Origin of the sequence: Pseudomonas putida, assembly GCA_041879295.1 — a bacterium.
Classification (GTDB): Bacteria; Pseudomonadota; Gammaproteobacteria; order Pseudomonadales; family Pseudomonadaceae; genus Aquipseudomonas; species Aquipseudomonas putida_Y.
Genome location: CP047152.1, coordinates 5,387,955 through 5,404,277 on the forward strand (window position 1 = coordinate 5,387,955; position 16,323 = coordinate 5,404,277).

Annotated in this window: 14 protein-coding genes; 8 read left to right on the forward strand and 6 right to left on the reverse strand. The window is 61.1% G+C overall.

From position 1 onward, the window contains the following. Nucleotides 1–41: 41 nt before the first annotated feature. Nucleotides 42–1,862 (reverse strand): translational GTPase TypA, encoded by a 1,821-nt coding sequence (typA, locus tag GST84_24550; protein ID XGB15340.1) that lies wholly within the window; start codon nt 1,860–1,862, stop codon nt 42–44. Between the two features lie 128 nt (nt 1,863–1,990). Continuing rightward, nucleotides 1,991–3,445: a tRNA 4-thiouridine(8) synthase ThiI gene (thiI, locus tag GST84_24555; GenBank protein ID XGB15341.1), complete on the reverse strand. Its 1,455-nt coding sequence runs from the start codon at nt 3,443–3,445 to the stop codon at nt 1,991–1,993. Between the two features lie 617 nt (nt 3,446–4,062). Between thiI and glnA the strand changes: the two genes are divergently transcribed. The 3 genes from glnA (at nt 4,063) to ntrC (ending at nt 8,353) form a co-directional block, all read left to right on the forward strand. Continuing rightward, a complete protein-coding gene (gene glnA / locus GST84_24560) occupies nt 4,063–5,469 on the forward strand; it encodes a type I glutamate--ammonia ligase (GenBank protein XGB15342.1) in 1,407 nt (468 codons plus the stop codon). Nucleotides 5,470–5,834: 365 nt separating this feature from the next. Further along, nucleotides 5,835–6,920 (forward strand): nitrogen regulation protein NR(II), encoded by a 1,086-nt coding sequence (locus tag GST84_24565; GenBank protein ID XGB15343.1) that lies wholly within the window; start codon nt 5,835–5,837, stop codon nt 6,918–6,920. Beyond that, entirely contained in the window at nt 6,917–8,353 is a 1,437-nt protein-coding gene (ntrC, locus tag GST84_24570; GenBank protein ID XGB15344.1) for a nitrogen regulation protein NR(I), read from the forward strand. The genes GST84_24565 and ntrC overlap by 4 nt, the downstream gene beginning before the upstream one ends. A gap of 358 nt (nt 8,354–8,711) precedes the next feature. On the opposite strand, the gene GST84_24575 is transcribed toward ntrC, so the two are convergent. After that, nucleotides 8,712–9,149: a hypothetical protein gene (locus tag GST84_24575; protein XGB15345.1), complete on the reverse strand. Its 438-nt coding sequence runs from the start codon at nt 9,147–9,149 to the stop codon at nt 8,712–8,714. Here GST84_24575 and trmL point away from each other — a divergent pair. Then, nucleotides 9,148–9,609 (forward strand): tRNA (uridine(34)/cytosine(34)/5-carboxymethylaminomethyluridine(34)-2'-O)-methyltransferase TrmL, encoded by a 462-nt coding sequence (trmL, locus tag GST84_24580; protein ID XGB15346.1) that lies wholly within the window; start codon nt 9,148–9,150, stop codon nt 9,607–9,609. The genes GST84_24575 and trmL overlap by 2 nt on opposite strands. A gap of 155 nt (nt 9,610–9,764) precedes the next feature. Here trmL and secB read toward each other — a convergent pair whose 3' ends face one another. From secB to GST84_24595, 3 genes are read right to left on the reverse strand one after another with little or no spacing between them, the layout of a single operon-like run. Further along, nucleotides 9,765–10,250: a protein-export chaperone SecB gene (gene secB, locus GST84_24585; GenBank protein XGB15347.1), complete on the reverse strand. Its 486-nt coding sequence runs from the start codon at nt 10,248–10,250 to the stop codon at nt 9,765–9,767. Nucleotides 10,251–10,289: 39 nt separating this feature from the next. Next, the gene (grxC, locus tag GST84_24590) at nt 10,290–10,544 is read right to left on the reverse strand and encodes a glutaredoxin 3 (GenBank protein XGB15348.1); all 255 of its coding nucleotides are present in this window, start codon (nt 10,542–10,544) and stop codon (nt 10,290–10,292) included. A gap of 1 nt (nt 10,545) precedes the next feature. After that, the gene (locus GST84_24595; protein ID XGB15349.1) at nt 10,546–10,959 is read right to left on the reverse strand and encodes a rhodanese-like domain-containing protein; all 414 of its coding nucleotides are present in this window, start codon (nt 10,957–10,959) and stop codon (nt 10,546–10,548) included. Between the two features lie 207 nt (nt 10,960–11,166). Here GST84_24595 and GST84_24600 point away from each other — a divergent pair, with 207 nt between their 5' ends. The 4 genes from GST84_24600 to GST84_24615 all read left to right on the forward strand — a co-directional run bounded on the left by GST84_24600 (nt 11,167) and on the right by GST84_24615 (nt 16,321). Beyond that, entirely contained in the window at nt 11,167–12,702 is a 1,536-nt protein-coding gene (locus GST84_24600) for a 2,3-bisphosphoglycerate-independent phosphoglycerate mutase (GenBank protein ID XGB15350.1), read from the forward strand. Nucleotides 12,703–12,842: 140 nt separating this feature from the next. Beyond that, on the forward strand, nt 12,843–14,150 hold the full coding sequence (locus GST84_24605) for a peptidoglycan DD-metalloendopeptidase family protein (GenBank protein XGB15351.1): 1,308 nt from the start codon (nt 12,843–12,845) through the stop codon (nt 14,148–14,150). Between the two features lie 78 nt (nt 14,151–14,228). Beyond that, complete coding sequence (locus GST84_24610) at nt 14,229–15,545, forward strand: PDZ domain-containing protein (GenBank protein XGB15352.1); 1,317 nt, start codon at nt 14,229–14,231, stop codon at nt 15,543–15,545. 8 nt (nt 15,546–15,553) lie between these two features. Next, a complete protein-coding gene (locus GST84_24615) occupies nt 15,554–16,321 on the forward strand; it encodes a divergent polysaccharide deacetylase family protein (GenBank protein XGB15353.1) in 768 nt (255 codons plus the stop codon). The last annotated feature ends 2 nt before the right edge of the window (nt 16,322–16,323 follow it).

Genomic DNA, 16,323 nt, shown 5'->3' on the forward strand with positions numbered 1-16,323 from the left:
GGCCTTTCGACCGGGGGCGTTTTTATTCAGCCTGAGCTAACTCAGTTCTTGGCTTTCTTGGCTGCGCGGGTACGCTCGCCTTCGTCCAGGATCTTCTTGCGCAGACGGATCGACTTAGGCGTCACTTCGCACAGCTCGTCGTCCTGGATGAATTCCAGGGCCTGCTCGAGGGTGTGGCGAACTGGCGGTACCAGGGCGATGACTTCGTCTTTGCCCGAAGCACGCATGTTGTCGAGCTTCTTGCCTTTGGTCGGGTTCACGCCCAGGTCGTTGTCACGGCTGTTCAGGCCGATGATCTGACCGTTGTAGATCTCCTGGCCGTGTTCAACGAACAGCTTGCCGCGAGCCTGCAGGGTTTCCAGCGAGTAGGTCAGTGCCTTGCCGGTCTCGACCGAAACCAGTACGCCGTTGAGGCGGCCGGACATCTGGCCCGACTTCATGGTGTCGTAGCGATCGAAGATCGAGGTCAGGATGCCTGCACCGTTGGTCAGGGTCAGGAACTGGTTACGGAAACCGATCAGACCACGGGCTGGAATGTTGTACTCCAGACGAACGCGGCCCTTGCCATCCGGAACCATGTTGGTCAGGTCGCCTTTACGCAGACCCATCTCTTCCATGACCTTGCCCTGGGATTCTTCAGGGATGTCGATGGTGACGTTCTCGAACGGCTCCTGCTTCACGCCGTCGACTTCGCGGATGATCACTTCAGGACGGCCCACGGCCATTTCGAAGCCTTCACGACGCATGGTTTCGATCAGCACCGACAGGTGCAGCTCACCACGGCCCGAAACCTTGAACTTGTCAGGGGAATCGGTTTCCTGAACGCGCAGGGCAACGTTGTACAGCAGCTCCTTGTCCAGACGGTCCTTGATGTTACGGCTGGTGACGAACTTGCCTTCTTTACCGCAGAACGGCGAGTCGTTGACCTGGAAGGTCATCGAAACAGTCGGCTCGTCAACAGTCAGCGGCTTCATCGCTTCTACCGCATCCGGGGCGCACAGGGTGTCGGAGATGAACAGCTCATCGAAACCGCTGATGCAGACGATATCGCCAGCCTGGGCTTCTTCGACGTCAACGCGGTGCAGACCGTGGTGACCCATCAGCTTCAGGATACGGCCGTTACGCTTCTTGCCGTTGGTGTCGATGGCGACAACCGGGGTGTTCGGCTTGACGCGACCACGGGCGATGCGGCCAACACCGATAACGCCGAGGAAGCTGTTGTAGTCCAGTGCGGAGATCTGCATCTGGAACGGGCCTTCGCGGTCAACAGACGGTGCTGGTACGTTGTCGATGATCGACTGGTACAGCGCGGTCATGTCTTCGCCCATGGCGGTGTGGTCCAGGCCGGCAATGCCGTTCAGGGCCGAGGCGTAGACCACTTTGAAGTCCAGCTGTTCGTCGGTGGCACCGAGGTTGTCGAACAGATCGAAGATCTGGTCCAGAACCCAGTCAGGACGCGCGCCTGGGCGGTCAACCTTGTTGATCACGACGATTGGCTTCAGGCCGGCTTCGAAGGCCTTCTTGGTCACGAAGCGGGTTTGCGGCATCGGGCCGTCCTGGGCGTCGACCAGCAGCAGCACGGAGTCGACCATCGACATTACACGCTCAACCTCGCCACCGAAGTCGGCGTGGCCGGGGGTGTCAACGATGTTGATGTGGTAGCCGTTCCAGTTGATGGCGGTGTTTTTCGCCAGAATGGTAATACCGCGCTCTTTTTCCTGGTCGTTGGAGTCCATGACGCGCTCGTCGTTGAGCTCGTTACGCTCCAGAGTGCCGGACTGACGCAGGAGTTTGTCGACCAGAGTGGTTTTACCATGGTCAACGTGGGCGATGATGGCGATGTTACGCAGATTTTCGATCACAAGTGTATCTCGATCAGAGGATTCGGTTGCCGCCCAGTGTAGGCGGCCAATATGTACTGTTTAAGGCTCAGCGGGCCCGGCGGTCGGGAGGGCGATGGCGAATACTGCCGCCATACAGCCCCGGCATCTTATGTCGGACGATAAACACGCACATTGGCATGTCCCTCACTGAGCAGGTGGTGTGCGTGCAAACGGCTCATCACACCCTTGTCGCAATACAGCAAGTACTGGCGCGTAGGGTCCAGATGCTTGAACTTGCTGTTGATGGCGTAGAACGGCATGGCCTGGACCTCGATACCTTCCAGCACCAGAGGTTCGTCTTCCTGGGCATCGGGGTGGCGAATGTCGATGACGATCTGGCCAGGCAGCGCCTCGGCCACTTCCTCGATTTCAATGTCCTTGCCCAGCTCATCGATCACATGATCGATGGAAATGAACTTGGCGCGCTCAAGAGCGCGCTCCAGTACGGCCATGTCGAACTGTTTTTCTTCGTGCTCCATGCGGTGACGCTTGGCATGGGTGGTCGGGTTTACCGAGATCACGCCGCAGTATTCCGGCATGTGCTTGGCAAAGTCCGCGGTACCGATTTCGGTGGCCTGGTCGATGATGTCCTGCTTGTGGCTGGCCAGCAGCGGGCGCAGCACCAGCTTGTCGGTGGCCGAGTCGATGATCGACAGGTTCGGCAAGGTCTGGCTGGACACCTGGGAAATCGCTTCGCCTGTCACCAGCGCGTCGATCTGCAGGCGGTCGGCCATATGGGCGGCGCCTCGCAGCATCATGCGCTTGAGTGTCACGCCCATGTAGCTGTTGTCGACCTTGTTGAGGATTTCGCCAACCACTTCTTCGAACGGCACGCTGATGAACAGTACACGCTGGCTGCTGCCGTACTTCTTCCACAGGTAGTGGGCCACTTCCATCACGCCCAGCTCGTGGGCACGGCCGCCGAGGTTGAAGAAGCAGAAGTGGGTCATCAGGCCGCGGCGCATCATCTGGTAGGCCGCAACGGTGGAGTCGAAACCACCGGACATCAGCACCAGGGTCTGCTCCAGGGCGCCCAGCGGATAACCGCCGATGCCGTTGTGCTGGTTGTGGATCACGTACAGGCGCTGGTCGCGGATTTCGATGCGCACCAGCACTTCAGGGTTTTTCAGCTCGATCCCGGCGGCGCCACACTGCTGGCGCAGCTGGCTGCCGACGTAACGGTCGACATCCATCGAGGTGAAGTCATGGTGGCCACCGCGCTTGCAGCGCACGGCGAAGTGCTTGCCGGCCAGCAGGTGGCCGAAGTGGTGCTTGCACTTGGCGACGATGTCGTCGAAGTCACCCAGCGGGTATTCCTCAACCTGCAGGAAGTGAGTGATACCCGGCGTGCAGGTGAGGCGCTCGATCATCTCGCGCTGGACTTTTTCGTCTTCGACGCGGGTAACCACTTCGAGATTGTCCCAGACACCATCTACCGCGAGCTCAGGGTCGAGATCCTTGAGCACGTTGCGGATGTTCTTGCCAAGCTGGCGGATGAAGCGCTTGCGCACCGGCCGGCTTTTGATGGTGATTTCTGGGAAGACTTTGACGATAAGTTTCATTGGTTAACAGCGCGCGCAGGGCCTGCCGAAAATGAGGGGCGCGAATTATATCGGAAATTGCTCAGGATTTGACCAACTTTTGATCAGAAGCTTTGAGATAAATGTCGGAGCCGGATTTTTTGGTGCCCGTGAGACCGAGCGCCGCCCGTGCGGCGCATCGCGAGCTGCGCTCGCTCCTACGTCTGTTTCGGGCCAGTTACGCCTGCGACAGGCGCGCGCGACCGCCTTGTTTGTACGACGCGATATCGCGCCATGCGCCAAGGCGTTCGCGCGCAAATCCCCCAGAAATAATTGGCCCGAAACAAACGTAGGAGCGAGCACAGCTCGCGATGCGCCGCGCGGGCGGCGCTGGGTCTCACGGGCACCACAAAAACCAAGGCGTGCACCCTAATGGTGCGCCACCTCCAAAATTCGCATCTTAAGAGTGCACTTTCTCAGCCTACCCCAACGCCAAATGCCCGCAAACGCCCCCTTTTATCCCAACCTCGCCATTTTCGGGCACTGGCATGCAATTTGCTCCCTTGTGAGGCAGGTAAGCTTGGCCGACTATCCGCGCCCGGCAACACCCTTTTTCCAGGGCAGCGGCCCACCGCGCTCTAGACCATCCGGAGGACAACATGTCGAAGTCGGTTCAACTCATCAAAGATCATGACGTCAAGTGGATTGATCTGCGTTTCACGGACACCAAAGGCACTCAGCACCACGTGACCATGCCGTCGCGTGATGCGCTGGACGAAGACTTCTTCGAAGTCGGCAAGATGTTCGACGGTTCCTCCATCGCTGGCTGGAAAGGCATCGAAGCCTCCGACATGATCCTGATGCCGGTTGACGAAACCGCCGTTCTGGATCCGTTCACCGAAGAGCCAACCCTGATCATTACCTGCGACATCGTCGACCCGTCGAGCATGCAGGGCTACGATCGCGACCCACGTGCAATCGCCAAGCGCGCCGAAGAGTACCTGAAGAGCACCGGCATCGGTGACACCGTATTCGCCGGCCCAGAGCCTGAGTTCTTCATCTTCGACGAAGTGAAGTTCCAGTCGGACATCTCCGGCTCGATGTTCAAGATCTTCTCCGAGCAGGGCTCGTGGATGACCGGCGCTGACGTGGAAGGCGGCAACAAAGGCCACCGTCCAGGCGTGAAAGGCGGCTACTTCCCGGTTCCGCCGTTCGACCACGACCACGAAATCCGTACTGCCATGTGCAACGCTCTGGAAGAAATGGGCCAGACCGTTGAAGTTCACCACCACGAAGTGGCGACTGCCGGCCAGAACGAGATCGGCGTCAAGTTCAACACCCTGGTGAAGAAGGCTGACGAAGTACAGGCGCTGAAATACGTCGTGCACAACGTTGCCGACGCTTACGGCCGTACCGCCACCTTCATGCCGAAGCCACTGTACGGCGACAACGGCTCGGGCATGCACGTGCACATGTCGATCTGGAAAGACGGCAAGAACACCTTCTCGGGTGAAGGCTATGCCGGCCTGTCCGACACCGCCCTGTACTTCATCGGCGGTATCATCAAGCACGGTAAGGCCCTGAACGGCTTCACCAACCCGTCGACCAACTCCTACAAGCGTCTGGTTCCAGGCTTCGAAGCCCCGGTAATGCTGGCCTACTCGGCTCGCAACCGTTCCGCCTCGATCCGTATTCCTTACGTTGGCAGCCCGAAAGCCCGCCGTATCGAAGCACGCTTCCCGGACCCATCGGCCAACCCGTACCTGGCCTTCGCGGCCCTGCTGATGGCTGGCCTGGACGGCATCCAGAACAAGATCCACCCAGGCGACGCGGCCGACAAGAACCTGTACGACCTGCCGCCAGAAGAAGCCAAGAACATCCCGCAAGTGTGCGGCAGCCTGAAAGAAGCTCTGGAAGAGCTGGATAAAGGCCGTGCGTTCCTGACCAAGGGCGGCGTGTTCTCCGACGACTTCATCGATGCCTTCATCGAGCTGAAGAGCGAAGAAGAAATCAAGGTCCGCACCTTCGTACACCCGCTGGAATACGAGCTGTACTACAGCTGCTGATCTGATTGGCGCCTCGCGCCGATGACATGATCACAACGGCCTCCTCCGGGAGGCCGTTTTCGTTTCTGCGCACCAAGCAGAAGCACTGCAACCCCGCCTGTCACGCTATGCTCTATCTTGGTGCACCAATTCATACCATGCCCTCATTTGCTCCCCAATCTGGTTCAACTTAAACGTTTCATCAAGACTTTATGGTCCGAATTTGCGCAGATTCAGGCCTTTATCGGCAAATCCCGCTTCTTTTCGGAGCTTTGGTTTGTTTCTTGCATTTTCTTTTCCAGAGTCTCGCATCAGTGGATCCACCCCGCGTCCGGCCCTGGCCAAAGCAGTGCCAGGCAAGCGCCAAAAGAGGTCAACGACGCCTTATGACCATCAGCGATGCACAGCACCGTCTGCTTCTGGACAACCTGACCACCGCCACGTTGCTGCTCAACGCCGAGCTGCGCCTGGAGTACATGAACCCGGCCGCAGAAATGCTGCTGGCCGTCAGTGGCCAGCGCAGCCATGGGCAATTCATCAGCGAGCTGTTCACCGAATCGACCGAAGCGCTCAGCTCGCTGCGCCAGGCGGTCGAGCAGGCGCACCCGTTCACCAAGCGTGAAGCGCAGCTCACATCGCTGACCGGGCAGACCATCACCGTCGACTACGCGGTAACGCCGATACTGCATCAAGGCCAGACCCTGCTGTTGCTCGAAGTGCACCCGCGGGACCGGCTGCTGCGCATCACCAAGGAAGAGGCCCAACTGAGCAAGCAGGAAACCACCAAGATGCTGGTGCGCGGCCTGGCCCACGAAATCAAGAACCCCCTTGGCGGCATCCGCGGAGCGGCCCAGCTACTGGCCCGCGAACTGCCCGAGGAAGGGCTGCGCGACTACACCAATGTGATCATCGAAGAGGCCGACCGCTTGCGTAACCTGGTCGACCGCATGCTCGGCTCGAACAAGCTGCCGTCGCTGGCCATGACCAATATTCACGAAGTGCTGGAGCGGGTGTGCAGCCTGGTCGATGCCGAAAGCCAGGGGTGCATCACTTTGGTGCGCGATTACGACCCAAGCCTTCCGGACGTGTTGATCGACCGAGAACAGATGATTCAGGCCGTACTCAACATCGTGCGCAACGCCATGCAGGCGATCAGCTCGCAGAATGAACTGCGCCTGGGTCGCATCACCTTGCGCAGCCGCGCCCTGCGCCAGTTCACCATCGGCCACGTTCGTCACCGCCTGGTAGCGCGGGTAGAGATCATCGACAACGGCCCGGGCATCCCGCCAGAACTGCAGGACACCCTCTTCTATCCCATGGTCAGTGGCCGCCCGGACGGTACCGGGCTTGGCCTGGCCATTACCCAGAACATCATCAGCCAGCACCAGGGCCTGATCGAGTGTGAAAGCCACGCAGGCCATACCGCCTTCTCGATTTACCTGCCTCTGGAACAAGGAGCCACCGCCTCATGAGCCGAAGTGAAACCGTATGGATCGTCGACGATGATCGCTCCATCCGCTGGGTCCTGGAAAAAGCCCTGCAACAGGAAGGCATGACCACCCAGAGCTTCGACAGCGCAGACGGTGTCATGGGGCGCCTGGCACGCCAGCAACCCGACGTGATCATTTCCGATATTCGCATGCCTGGCACCAGCGGCCTCGACCTGCTGGCGCAGATCCGCGAGCAGCACCCACGCCTGCCGGTCATCATCATGACCGCCCACTCCGACCTGGACAGCGCCGTGGCTTCCTACCAGGGCGGTGCCTTCGAGTACCTGCCCAAGCCATTCGACGTCGACGAAGCGGTATCGCTGGTCAAGCGCGCCAACCAGCACGCCCAGGAGCAGCAAGGCCTGGATGTGCCACAGAACCTGGCGCGCACCCCGGAAATCATTGGTGAAGCCCCGGCGATGCAGGAGGTGTTCCGCGCCATCGGACGCCTCAGCCACTCCAACATCACCGTGCTGATCAACGGCGAGTCCGGCACCGGCAAAGAACTGGTGGCCCACGCCCTGCACCGGCACAGCCCGCGCGCAGCATCGCCGTTCATTGCCCTGAACATGGCCGCCATCCCCAAGGATTTGATGGAGTCGGAGCTGTTCGGCCATGAGAAAGGTGCCTTCACAGGTGCTGCCAACTTGCGTCGCGGCCGTTTCGAGCAGGCCGATGGCGGCACGCTGTTCCTCGATGAAATCGGGGACATGCCTGCCGACACCCAGACCCGCCTGCTGCGTGTACTGGCCGATGGCGAGTTCTACCGCGTGGGCGGCCACGTGCCGGTCAAGGTCGACGTGCGCATCATCGCCGCCACCCACCAGAACCTGGAGTCACTGGTGCAGGCCGGCAAGTTCCGTGAGGACTTGTTCCACCGGCTGAACGTGATCCGCATCCATATTCCGCGCCTGGCCGACCGCCGCGAAGATATCCCCGCCCTCGCCCGTCACTTCCTTGCCCGGGCCGCCCAGGAGCTGGCAGTCGAGCCGAAGATCCTCAAGCCGGAGACTGAAGAGTTCATCCGCAACCTGCCATGGCCGGGCAACGTGCGGCAGATGGAGAACACTTGCCGCTGGATTACCGTGATGGCCTCCAGCCGTGAAGTGCTGATCGGCGACCTGCCGCCAGAACTGCTGAACCTGCCACAAGACGCCGCGCCGGTAACCAACTGGGAGCAGGCCCTGCGCCAGTGGGCCGACCAGGCGTTAACGCGCGGCCAGACCAACCTGCTGGACAGCGCAGTGCCGAGTTTTGAACGCATCATGATCGAGACGGCACTCAAGCACACCGCCGGACGTCGGCGGGATGCCGCGCTGTTGCTGGGCTGGGGGCGTAACACCCTGACGCGCAAGATCAAGGAGTTGGGGATGAATGTGGCGGGAGGGGATGATGAGGACGGTGATGACCACTGAGTTCCGGGTTAATCCGTAGACCTCTGGGGCCGCTTTGCGGCCCCAGTCATTTCAGCCCCCCGATGCACCGATCCTGTGCCCGATGCACCTCACGAAGGCACAAACCCCCTCAAAAGCCGGCCAATTCGTCCTCAAAGCCCAGTATTCACGGGCTTTGCAAAACTGGCACGCCCCCTGCAATAAGCAATACATCTCCAATTTCGGGGGCCCTGGTACAGGCAGGCCGGGTGAACCCCTCTTTTATACGCAGCACCGCCCGTTTTGGGGACCTCGGTACAGGCAGGCCGGGACATCCCCCCTTTATACGCAGTACCCCTTTCGGGGACCCTGGTACAGGCAGGCCGGGATATCCCCTCTTTTATTCGTGCAGTTTCACTTGCACCCGCCAGCGCCCAGCGTCCTCTGCACCGGCCCATTCGCCGTGCAGGGGGCGCGCGGCCACCACCGTCAGCAACAAACCTTCCTTGCTGTGCTGTATCCGCCAGCTCACCGGCTTGCCCAGCAGGCTAAGCTGCCCTTGCTGAGCCTTGCCCTGGGCCTGGAACAGCAACGCCACCGTCCCTTCCACGTTCTCGCCATGCAGCTTGGGCTCTTCGTTGAACCAAAGCTCCAGGCCATCCTGCATCACCTGCACCTGCTGCAGCTCGCGCTCGTCAGGCGTAGTCAGGCGACCGATCATCAGCCCCACCATCAAGCCGACGATCGCCAACGACAGCATCACCCGTGGGAAGGCCTTCGAACGCACGTCCGGTTCAGGGGTAGAATGCCCGTCATCTTCACGCTTGGAGCCGTGCATGTTTCACGTCATCCTTTTTCAACCAGAAATTCCGCCGAATACCGGCAACATCATTCGTCTATGCGCCAACAGTGGCTGCGCCCTGCACCTGATCGAACCCATCAGCTTCGAACTGGATGACAAGCGCCTGCGCCGCGCAGGGCTGGACTACCACGAGTATGCCACGCTCAAGCGCCACGAGAGCCTGGCCAGATGCCTGGAAAGCCTTGGCAACCCAAGGCTGTTCGCCTTTACCACCAAGGGCTCGCACCCGTTCCACGAAGTGGCCTTCCAGCCGGGCGACGCCTTCCTGTTCGGGCCAGAGAGCCGCGGGTTGCCGGCCGAGGTGCTGGACAGCCTGCCGGCCGAGCATCGCCTGCGCCTGCCGATGCGGCCGGGGTGCCGTAGCCTGAACCTGTCCAATACCGTGGCGGTGACGGTGTATGAGGCGTGGCGGCAGAACGGGTTTGCCGGGAGCTGATGTTTTGCCCGTACGGGCCTCTTCGCGGGTAAACCCGCTCCTACACAAGCCGAGGGAACGGCGCAATCCCCTGTAGGAGCGGGTTTACCCGCGAAGAGGCCCGCACAGGCAACAAAAAAGCGCCCCGAGAGGCGCTTTCTGGATACCGGCAGTTATTACTGCACAGTCGGCGCTTCACCCGCTTCCTGCATACGCTGCATTTCTTGCGCGTACAGGGCGTCGAAGTTGACAGGCGACAGCATCAGCGCCGGGAACGAACCGCGGGTCACCAGGCTATCCAGGGCCTCACGGGCATAAGGGAACAGGATGTTCGGGCAGAACGCACCCAGGGTGTGGCTCATCGAAGGCGCATCGAGGTTGGCGATCAGGAAGATACCGGCCTGCTGCACTTCAGCAATGAAAGCCACTTCGTCACCGTTCTTGACAGTAACCGACAGGGTCAGCACGACCTCATGGAAGTCGCCTTCCAGGGATTTCTGCTTGGTGTTCAGGTCCAGGGCAACGCTTGGCTCCCAGGTCTGACGGAAGATCTGCGGGCTTTTCGGGGCCTCGAACGACAGGTCGCGCACATAGATGCGTTGCAGGGAGAACTGCGGGCTGTTGTCTTCTGCAGCAGCGCCGTTGGTCTGTTGGTCAGTCATGTCAGATCCTTATCCTAATGTTTTTGAATGCAGTGCAAATCAGGCCGCCAGCAGCGCGTCGAGCTTGCCGGCGCGCTCCAGGGCATAGAGGTCATCGCATCCACCGACATGGGTGCTGCCGATCCAGATCTGCGGCACAGACGTACGGCCGGCTTTCTGACTCATCTCGGCGCGAACCTGCGGCTTGCCGTCGACCTTGATTTCCTCGAAGGCCACGCCTTTGCTCTCGAGCAGGTACTTGGCGCGCATGCAGTAGGGGCAGTAGTCGCTGGAATAGACGATGACAGGCTTCATATCACTTCACCAGGGGCAGGTTATCGGCTTTCCAACTGGAAACGCCACCGCTCAGTTTGGCGGCGTTGTAACCAGCTTTGAGCAGCTCGCGGCAAATAGTGCCGGACTGCTGGCCCATCGCGTCGACGACAATCAGGGTCTTCTCTTTATGTTTGCCCAACTCGGTCATGCGGTTGGCCAGTTTGTCCTGCGGGATGTTCACCGCGCCGACGATATGGCCAGCGGAGTATTCCTTGGCCGGGCGAATGTCGATCACCAGGGCCTTCTCGGCATTGACCAGGGCTGTCAGTTGGCCATTAGTCAGGCTCTGGCCACCACGACGGATTTCATTGATGAGCAACAGGACCAGCAGAATGAGGAAGATCGCAACCAGGATGTAGTGATCTGTCGCGAATTGAATCAGGTGAGCAACCATCAGCGGTGTTCCAGGCGATTGAAAATGCCGGCCAGTATACACAGCCCCTTGGTGCCACCAAAGCCCGGCGGGCCGGCCACAAAACCACCTTCATGTTGCTAGCACAGGTGCGCCGGTCGGTGGAATGGGACGAATATTCGCCGCGGGTGGCGTATTTGCCCTAAAATGCGTGTCTTTATCATCTTTGAACAACCGTGAGTTTGATTGATGACGAGCACGCCCAAACCTCTGGTCCTGATTATCCTGGATGGCTTCGGCCATAGCGATATCCCCGAACACAACGCCATCTTTGCCGCCAATAAACCGGTCTATGACCGCCTGTGCGCCACCCAGCCGCATGGCCTCATTTCCGGCTCGGGCATGGATGTCGGCCTGCCGGACGGGCAGATGGGCAACTCCGAAGTCGGTCATATGAACCTCGGCGCAGGTCGCGTCGTCTATCAGGACTTCACCCGGGTGACCAAGGCCATCCGCGACGGCGAGTTCTTTGAAAACCCGGTGCTGACCGGTGCTGTAGACAAGGCAGCCAGTGCTGGCAAGGCCGTACACATCCTCGGCCTGCTGTCCGATGGTGGCGTACACAGCCACCAGGACCACTTGGTGGCCATGGCCGAACTGGCCGCGCAGCGTGGTGCCGAAAAGATCTACCTGCACGCCTTCCTCGACGGCCGCGACACCCCGCCACGCAGCGCGCAGTCGTCCATCGAACTGCTCGACGCCACCTTCGCCAAACTGGGCAAGGGCCGCATCGCCAGCCTGATCGGCCGCTACTACGCCATGGACCGCGACAACCGCTGGGACCGCGTCAGCGCCGCCTACAACCTGATCGTCGACAGCGCTGCCGAGTACACCGCTGACACGGCTCTGGCAGGCCTGGAAGCCGCTTATGCCCGTGACGAGAGCGACGAATTCGTAAAAGCCACGCGCATTGGCGAAGCAGTCAAGGTCGAAGATGGCGATGCCGTGATCTTCATGAACTTCCGCGCCGACCGTGCTCGCGAACTGTCGCGTGCATTTGTAGAGCCAGACTTCACGGAATTCGCCCGTGCGCGCCTGCCGAAGATGGCAGCGTACATCGGCCTGACCCAGTATTCGGCGAAGATTCCGGCACCGGCGGCCTTTGCGCCGTCCAGCCTGAACAACGTGCTGGGCGAATACCTGGCGAAAAACGGCAAGACCCAACTGCGCATCGCCGAAACCGAGAAATATGCCCACGTCACCTTCTTCTTCTCTGGTGGCCGCGAAGAGCCGTTCGAAGGCGAAGAGCGCATCCTGATCCCGTCGCCGAAGGTCGCCACCTATGACCTGCAACCGGAAATGAGCGCACCGGAAGTGACCGATCGCATCGTCGAAGCCATCGAACAGCAGCGCTTCGACGTCATCGTGGTCAACTACGCCAACGGCGACATGGTCGGCCACACCGGCGTGTTCGAAGCTGCGGTGAAGGCCGTCGAAGCACTGGATACCTGTGTAGGGCGCATTGTCGACGCGCTGGACAAGGTGGGCGGCGAAGCACTGATCACCGCTGACCACGGCAACGTCGAACAAATGGAAGACGAGTGCACCGGCCAGGCGCACACCGCACACACTACCGAGCCGGTACCATTCATCTATGTGGGCAAGCGCAACGTGAAAGTGCGTGAGGGCGGCGTGCTGGCCGACGTGGCGCCAACCATGCTGAAGCTGCTGGGGCTGGAAAAGCCGGTGGAAATGACCGGCACCTCGATTCTGGTCGACGCCTGAATGTCGAAAGGGGCTGCGTTGCAGCCCCAATTGCACATGAATTCCAGACAAACGCCCCCCTGCATCCGCAGCGAGGCGTTTTTTTTGCCTGCCCACGCGGGCATACTAGGCCAGTCTCCATCCTTGGTACGCCAAACCCCATGCTTCGCGCCCTGATCCTCCTAGCCCTGTCTTGCCTGCTCAGCCCGGCCTTCGCCGATGAGCGCGCGCAGACCCAGCAGCAACTGGATGCCACCCGCCAGGACATTGCCGAGCTCAAGAAGACGCTGAGCAAGCTCCAGGAAGAAAAGGCCGGTGTGCAAAAGGACCTCAAAACCACCGAAACCGACATCGGTAACCTCGAAAAGCAGGTGGAGGCCCTGCAGCAAGAACTAAAAAAGACTGAAGGCGAGCTGGAGCGCCTTGATACCGAGAAAAAAAAACTCCAGAGCGCCCGCGTTGAACAACAACGACTGATCGCCATTCAGGCCCGCTCGGCCTACCAGAACAACGGTCGCGAGGAATACCTCAAGCTGCTGCTCAACCAGCAGAACCCCGAGAAGTTCGCCCGCACCCTCACCTATTACGACTACCTGAGCAAGGCGCGCCTGGAGCAATTGCGCACCTTCAACGAGACCTTGCGCCAACTGGCCAACGTCGAACAGGAAATTTCCAGCCAGCAACAACAGCTGCTGGCCCAGCGCGCCGACCTCGACAGCCGCCGTCAAGAGCTGGAAACCGAGCGCGCCAAGCGCCAGCAGGTACTGGCCAAGCTCAACAGCGATGTAAAGGACCGCGGTCAAAAGTTGCAAGCGCGCGAACAGGACCAGGCCGACCTGGCCAAGGTCCTGAAAACCATCGAGGAAACACTCGCCCGCCAGGCCCGTGAAGCTGAAGAAGCGCGCAAGAAGGCCCTGCTGGCGCAGCAGGAAGCGGAAAAGCGCCGCAAGCAGGAAGCGCTGGCCGCTGCGGCTGCCCGCGACCAGGCCCGTGAGCCAGCGGAGCCGCCGAAAAAGGCCCGCACCACCCTCGGGCCGATGGTTTCCAGCGATGGCGCGAACTACGGCGGCGCATTTTCTGCTGCGCGAGGCAAACTTCCATGGCCAGTCAATGGTCGACTGCTGGCACGCTTCGGTGATGCCCGCGGCAGCGACGCCCGCGCCAAGTGGGACGGGGTCATGATCAGCGCCACACCGGGCACTCAGGTACGTGCCGTGCACGGCGGGCGTGTGGTATTCGCGGACTGGTTGCGCGGCGCCGGGCTTCTGGTCATTCTCGACCATGGCAACGGTTACCTGAGCCTGTACGGCCACAACCAGAGCCTGCTCAAGAATGCCGGTGATATCGTCAAGGCCGGTGAGGCCATTTCCACCGTTGGCAACAGCGGTGGCCAGGAAGCGGCAGGCTTGTACTTCGCTATCCGCCAGCAGGGCCGCCCTACCGACCCTTCGCAGTGGTGCCGAGGCTAGTCAAATTTCTACGGCGCAGCTTGAGTGCTGCACCGATGCTCCCCAAGGAGCACCTACAGGATCAGGAGTTCGTTCGACATGCTGCACTCGCCTCGTCTCACCCAGCTGGCCCTGTCCATCGCCCTGGCGGTCGGCGCGCCCCTGGCCACCGCCGCAGAGCCGGCCAAGGTCGCCGCAGTGCCAGCCACCGAGGTGACCGCCAAGGCGCCACTGCCGCTGGAAGAACTGCGCACCTTCGCCGAGGTCCTGGACCGTATCAAGGCCGCCTACGTCGAACCGGTAGACGACAAGACCCTGCTGGAGAACGCCATCAAGGGCATGCTAAGCAACCTTGACCCGCACTCGGCCTACCTTGGCCCCGAGGACTTCCAGGAGCTGCAGGAAAGCACCAGCGGCGAGTTCGGCGGGCTGGGCATTGAAGTAGGCCAGGAAGACGGCTTCATCAAGGTGGTCTCGCCAATCGACGACACCCCTGCCTCGCGGGCCGGCGTGCAAGCTGGTGACCTGATCGTCAAGATCAATGGCGCCCCGACCCGCGGCCAGACCATGACCGAGGCGGTCGACAAGATGCGCGGCAAGGTTGGCGAGAAAATCACCCTGACCTTGGTGCGCGACGGCGGCACCCCGTTTGACGTGACCTTGAGCCGCGCGGTCATTCAGGTCAAGAGCGTGAAGAGCCAGCTACTGGAGAACGATTACGGCTACATCCGTATCACCCAGTTCCAGGTCAAGACCGGTGACGAAGTGGGCAAGGCCCTGGCCAAGCTGCGCAAGGACAACGGCAAGAAGCTGCGCGGGGTAGTGCTGGACCTGCGCAACAACCCGGGCGGCGTGCTGCAGTCGGCGGTGGAAGTAGCCGACCACTTCCTGACCAAAGGCCTGATCGTCTACACCAAGGGCCGCATCGCCAACTCCGAGCTGCGATTCTCGGCCGACCCGGCCGATGCCAGCGAAGGCGTGCCGCTGGTGGTACTGATCAACGGTGGCAGTGCATCGGCATCGGAGATTGTCGCCGGCGCCCTGCAGGACCAGAAACGCGCCGTGCTGATGGGCACCGACAGTTTCGGCAAAGGCTCGGTGCAGACCGTGCTGCCACTGGCCAACGACCGCGCCCTGAAGCTCACCACTGCGCTGTACTACACCCCCAACGGCCGTTCGATCCAGGCCCAGGGCATCGTCCCGGACATCGAAGTGCGCCAGGCCAAGCTCACCGCCGAGGTCGACACCGAAAGCTTCAAGGAGGCCGACCTGCAGGGCCACCTGGGCAACGGCAACGGCGGCGCCGACCGCCCGACCGGCAGCAGCAAGCGCAAGGAACGCCCGCAGGATGACGACTTCCAGTTGAGCCAGGCTCTGAGCCTGCTCAAAGGCCTGAACATCACCAAGGGCGACTGATCTACCCTATGCGTTATCTGCTGTGTCTGTTGTTTTGCCTGATGGCCGGAATCGCGCAAGCGGCGCCGGCCAACAACGCCTACATGAGCATCATCATCGACGATCTGGGCCAGAGCCCCGAGCGTGACAGCCGTACCCTGGCGCTGCCCGGGCCGGTGACCATGGCGATCATGCCCGACACCCCCCATGCCACCGACTTCGCACGCCAGGCGCACAAGGCCGGCAAGACGGTGATCCTGCACATGCCCATGGACCCGGCCACCGGGCCCTATGCCTGGCACCCGGGCATCGCCATCGAAGAACTGGCGCGGCGCCTGGACGCAGCATTGGTCAAGGTGCCCTACGCCGCCGGCATCAACAACCACATGGGCAGCCGCATGACCGCACAGCGTGAACCCATGGCGTGGTTGATGGGCGAACTGCAGCGGCGCCAACTGTTCTTCGTCGACAGCCGCACCAGCGCCGCCACGGTCGCCGCGGCCGAGGCTCAAGCACACGATGTGGCGCATGTGTCGCGGGATGTATTTCTGGATGACGTGCGCACACCGGAAGCCATCGACGCTCAGCTGCAACAGGGTATTGCGCTGGCCCGCAAGCAAGGCTCGGCCGTGTTGATCGGCCACCCCTACCCGCAAACGCTAGCGGTGCTGGAAAGGCAGATTCCACGGCTCAAGCAACTGGGTATCGAACTGATCACGCTGCAACAGATGATCGCCACACGGGGCAACCAGGCCATGCCTGCACACGGTAAGCATGGCCGTTACAGCAATCGCTAGCG

Excerpts from the sequence above, each read along its gene's own strand:
- GST84_24595 (XGB15349.1), bottom strand. The coding sequence starts at position 10,959 with ATGGTTGCTCACCTGATTCAATTCGCGACAGATCACTACATCCTGGTT.
- GST84_24575 (XGB15345.1), bottom strand. The coding sequence starts at position 9,149 with ATGCACGGCTCCAAGCGTGAAGATGACGGGCATTCTACCCCTGAACCG.
- GST84_24600 (XGB15350.1), top strand. The coding sequence starts at position 11,167 with ATGACGAGCACGCCCAAACCTCTGGTCCTGATTATCCTGGATGGCTTC.
- ntrC (XGB15344.1), top strand. The coding sequence starts at position 6,917 with ATGAGCCGAAGTGAAACCGTATGGATCGTCGACGATGATCGCTCCATC.
- GST84_24565 (XGB15343.1), top strand. The coding sequence starts at position 5,835 with ATGACCATCAGCGATGCACAGCACCGTCTGCTTCTGGACAACCTGACC.
- GST84_24615 (XGB15353.1), top strand. The coding sequence starts at position 15,554 with ATGCGTTATCTGCTGTGTCTGTTGTTTTGCCTGATGGCCGGAATCGCG.
- trmL (XGB15346.1), top strand. The coding sequence starts at position 9,148 with ATGTTTCACGTCATCCTTTTTCAACCAGAAATTCCGCCGAATACCGGC.
- grxC (XGB15348.1), bottom strand. The coding sequence starts at position 10,544 with ATGAAGCCTGTCATCGTCTATTCCAGCGACTACTGCCCCTACTGCATG.
- thiI (XGB15341.1), bottom strand. The coding sequence starts at position 3,445 with ATGAAACTTATCGTCAAAGTCTTCCCAGAAATCACCATCAAAAGCCGG.
- secB (XGB15347.1), bottom strand. The coding sequence starts at position 10,250 with ATGACTGACCAACAGACCAACGGCGCTGCTGCAGAAGACAACAGCCCG.
- GST84_24610 (XGB15352.1), top strand. The coding sequence starts at position 14,229 with ATGCTGCACTCGCCTCGTCTCACCCAGCTGGCCCTGTCCATCGCCCTG.
- GST84_24605 (XGB15351.1), top strand. The coding sequence starts at position 12,843 with ATGCTTCGCGCCCTGATCCTCCTAGCCCTGTCTTGCCTGCTCAGCCCG.
- glnA (XGB15342.1), top strand. The coding sequence starts at position 4,063 with ATGTCGAAGTCGGTTCAACTCATCAAAGATCATGACGTCAAGTGGATT.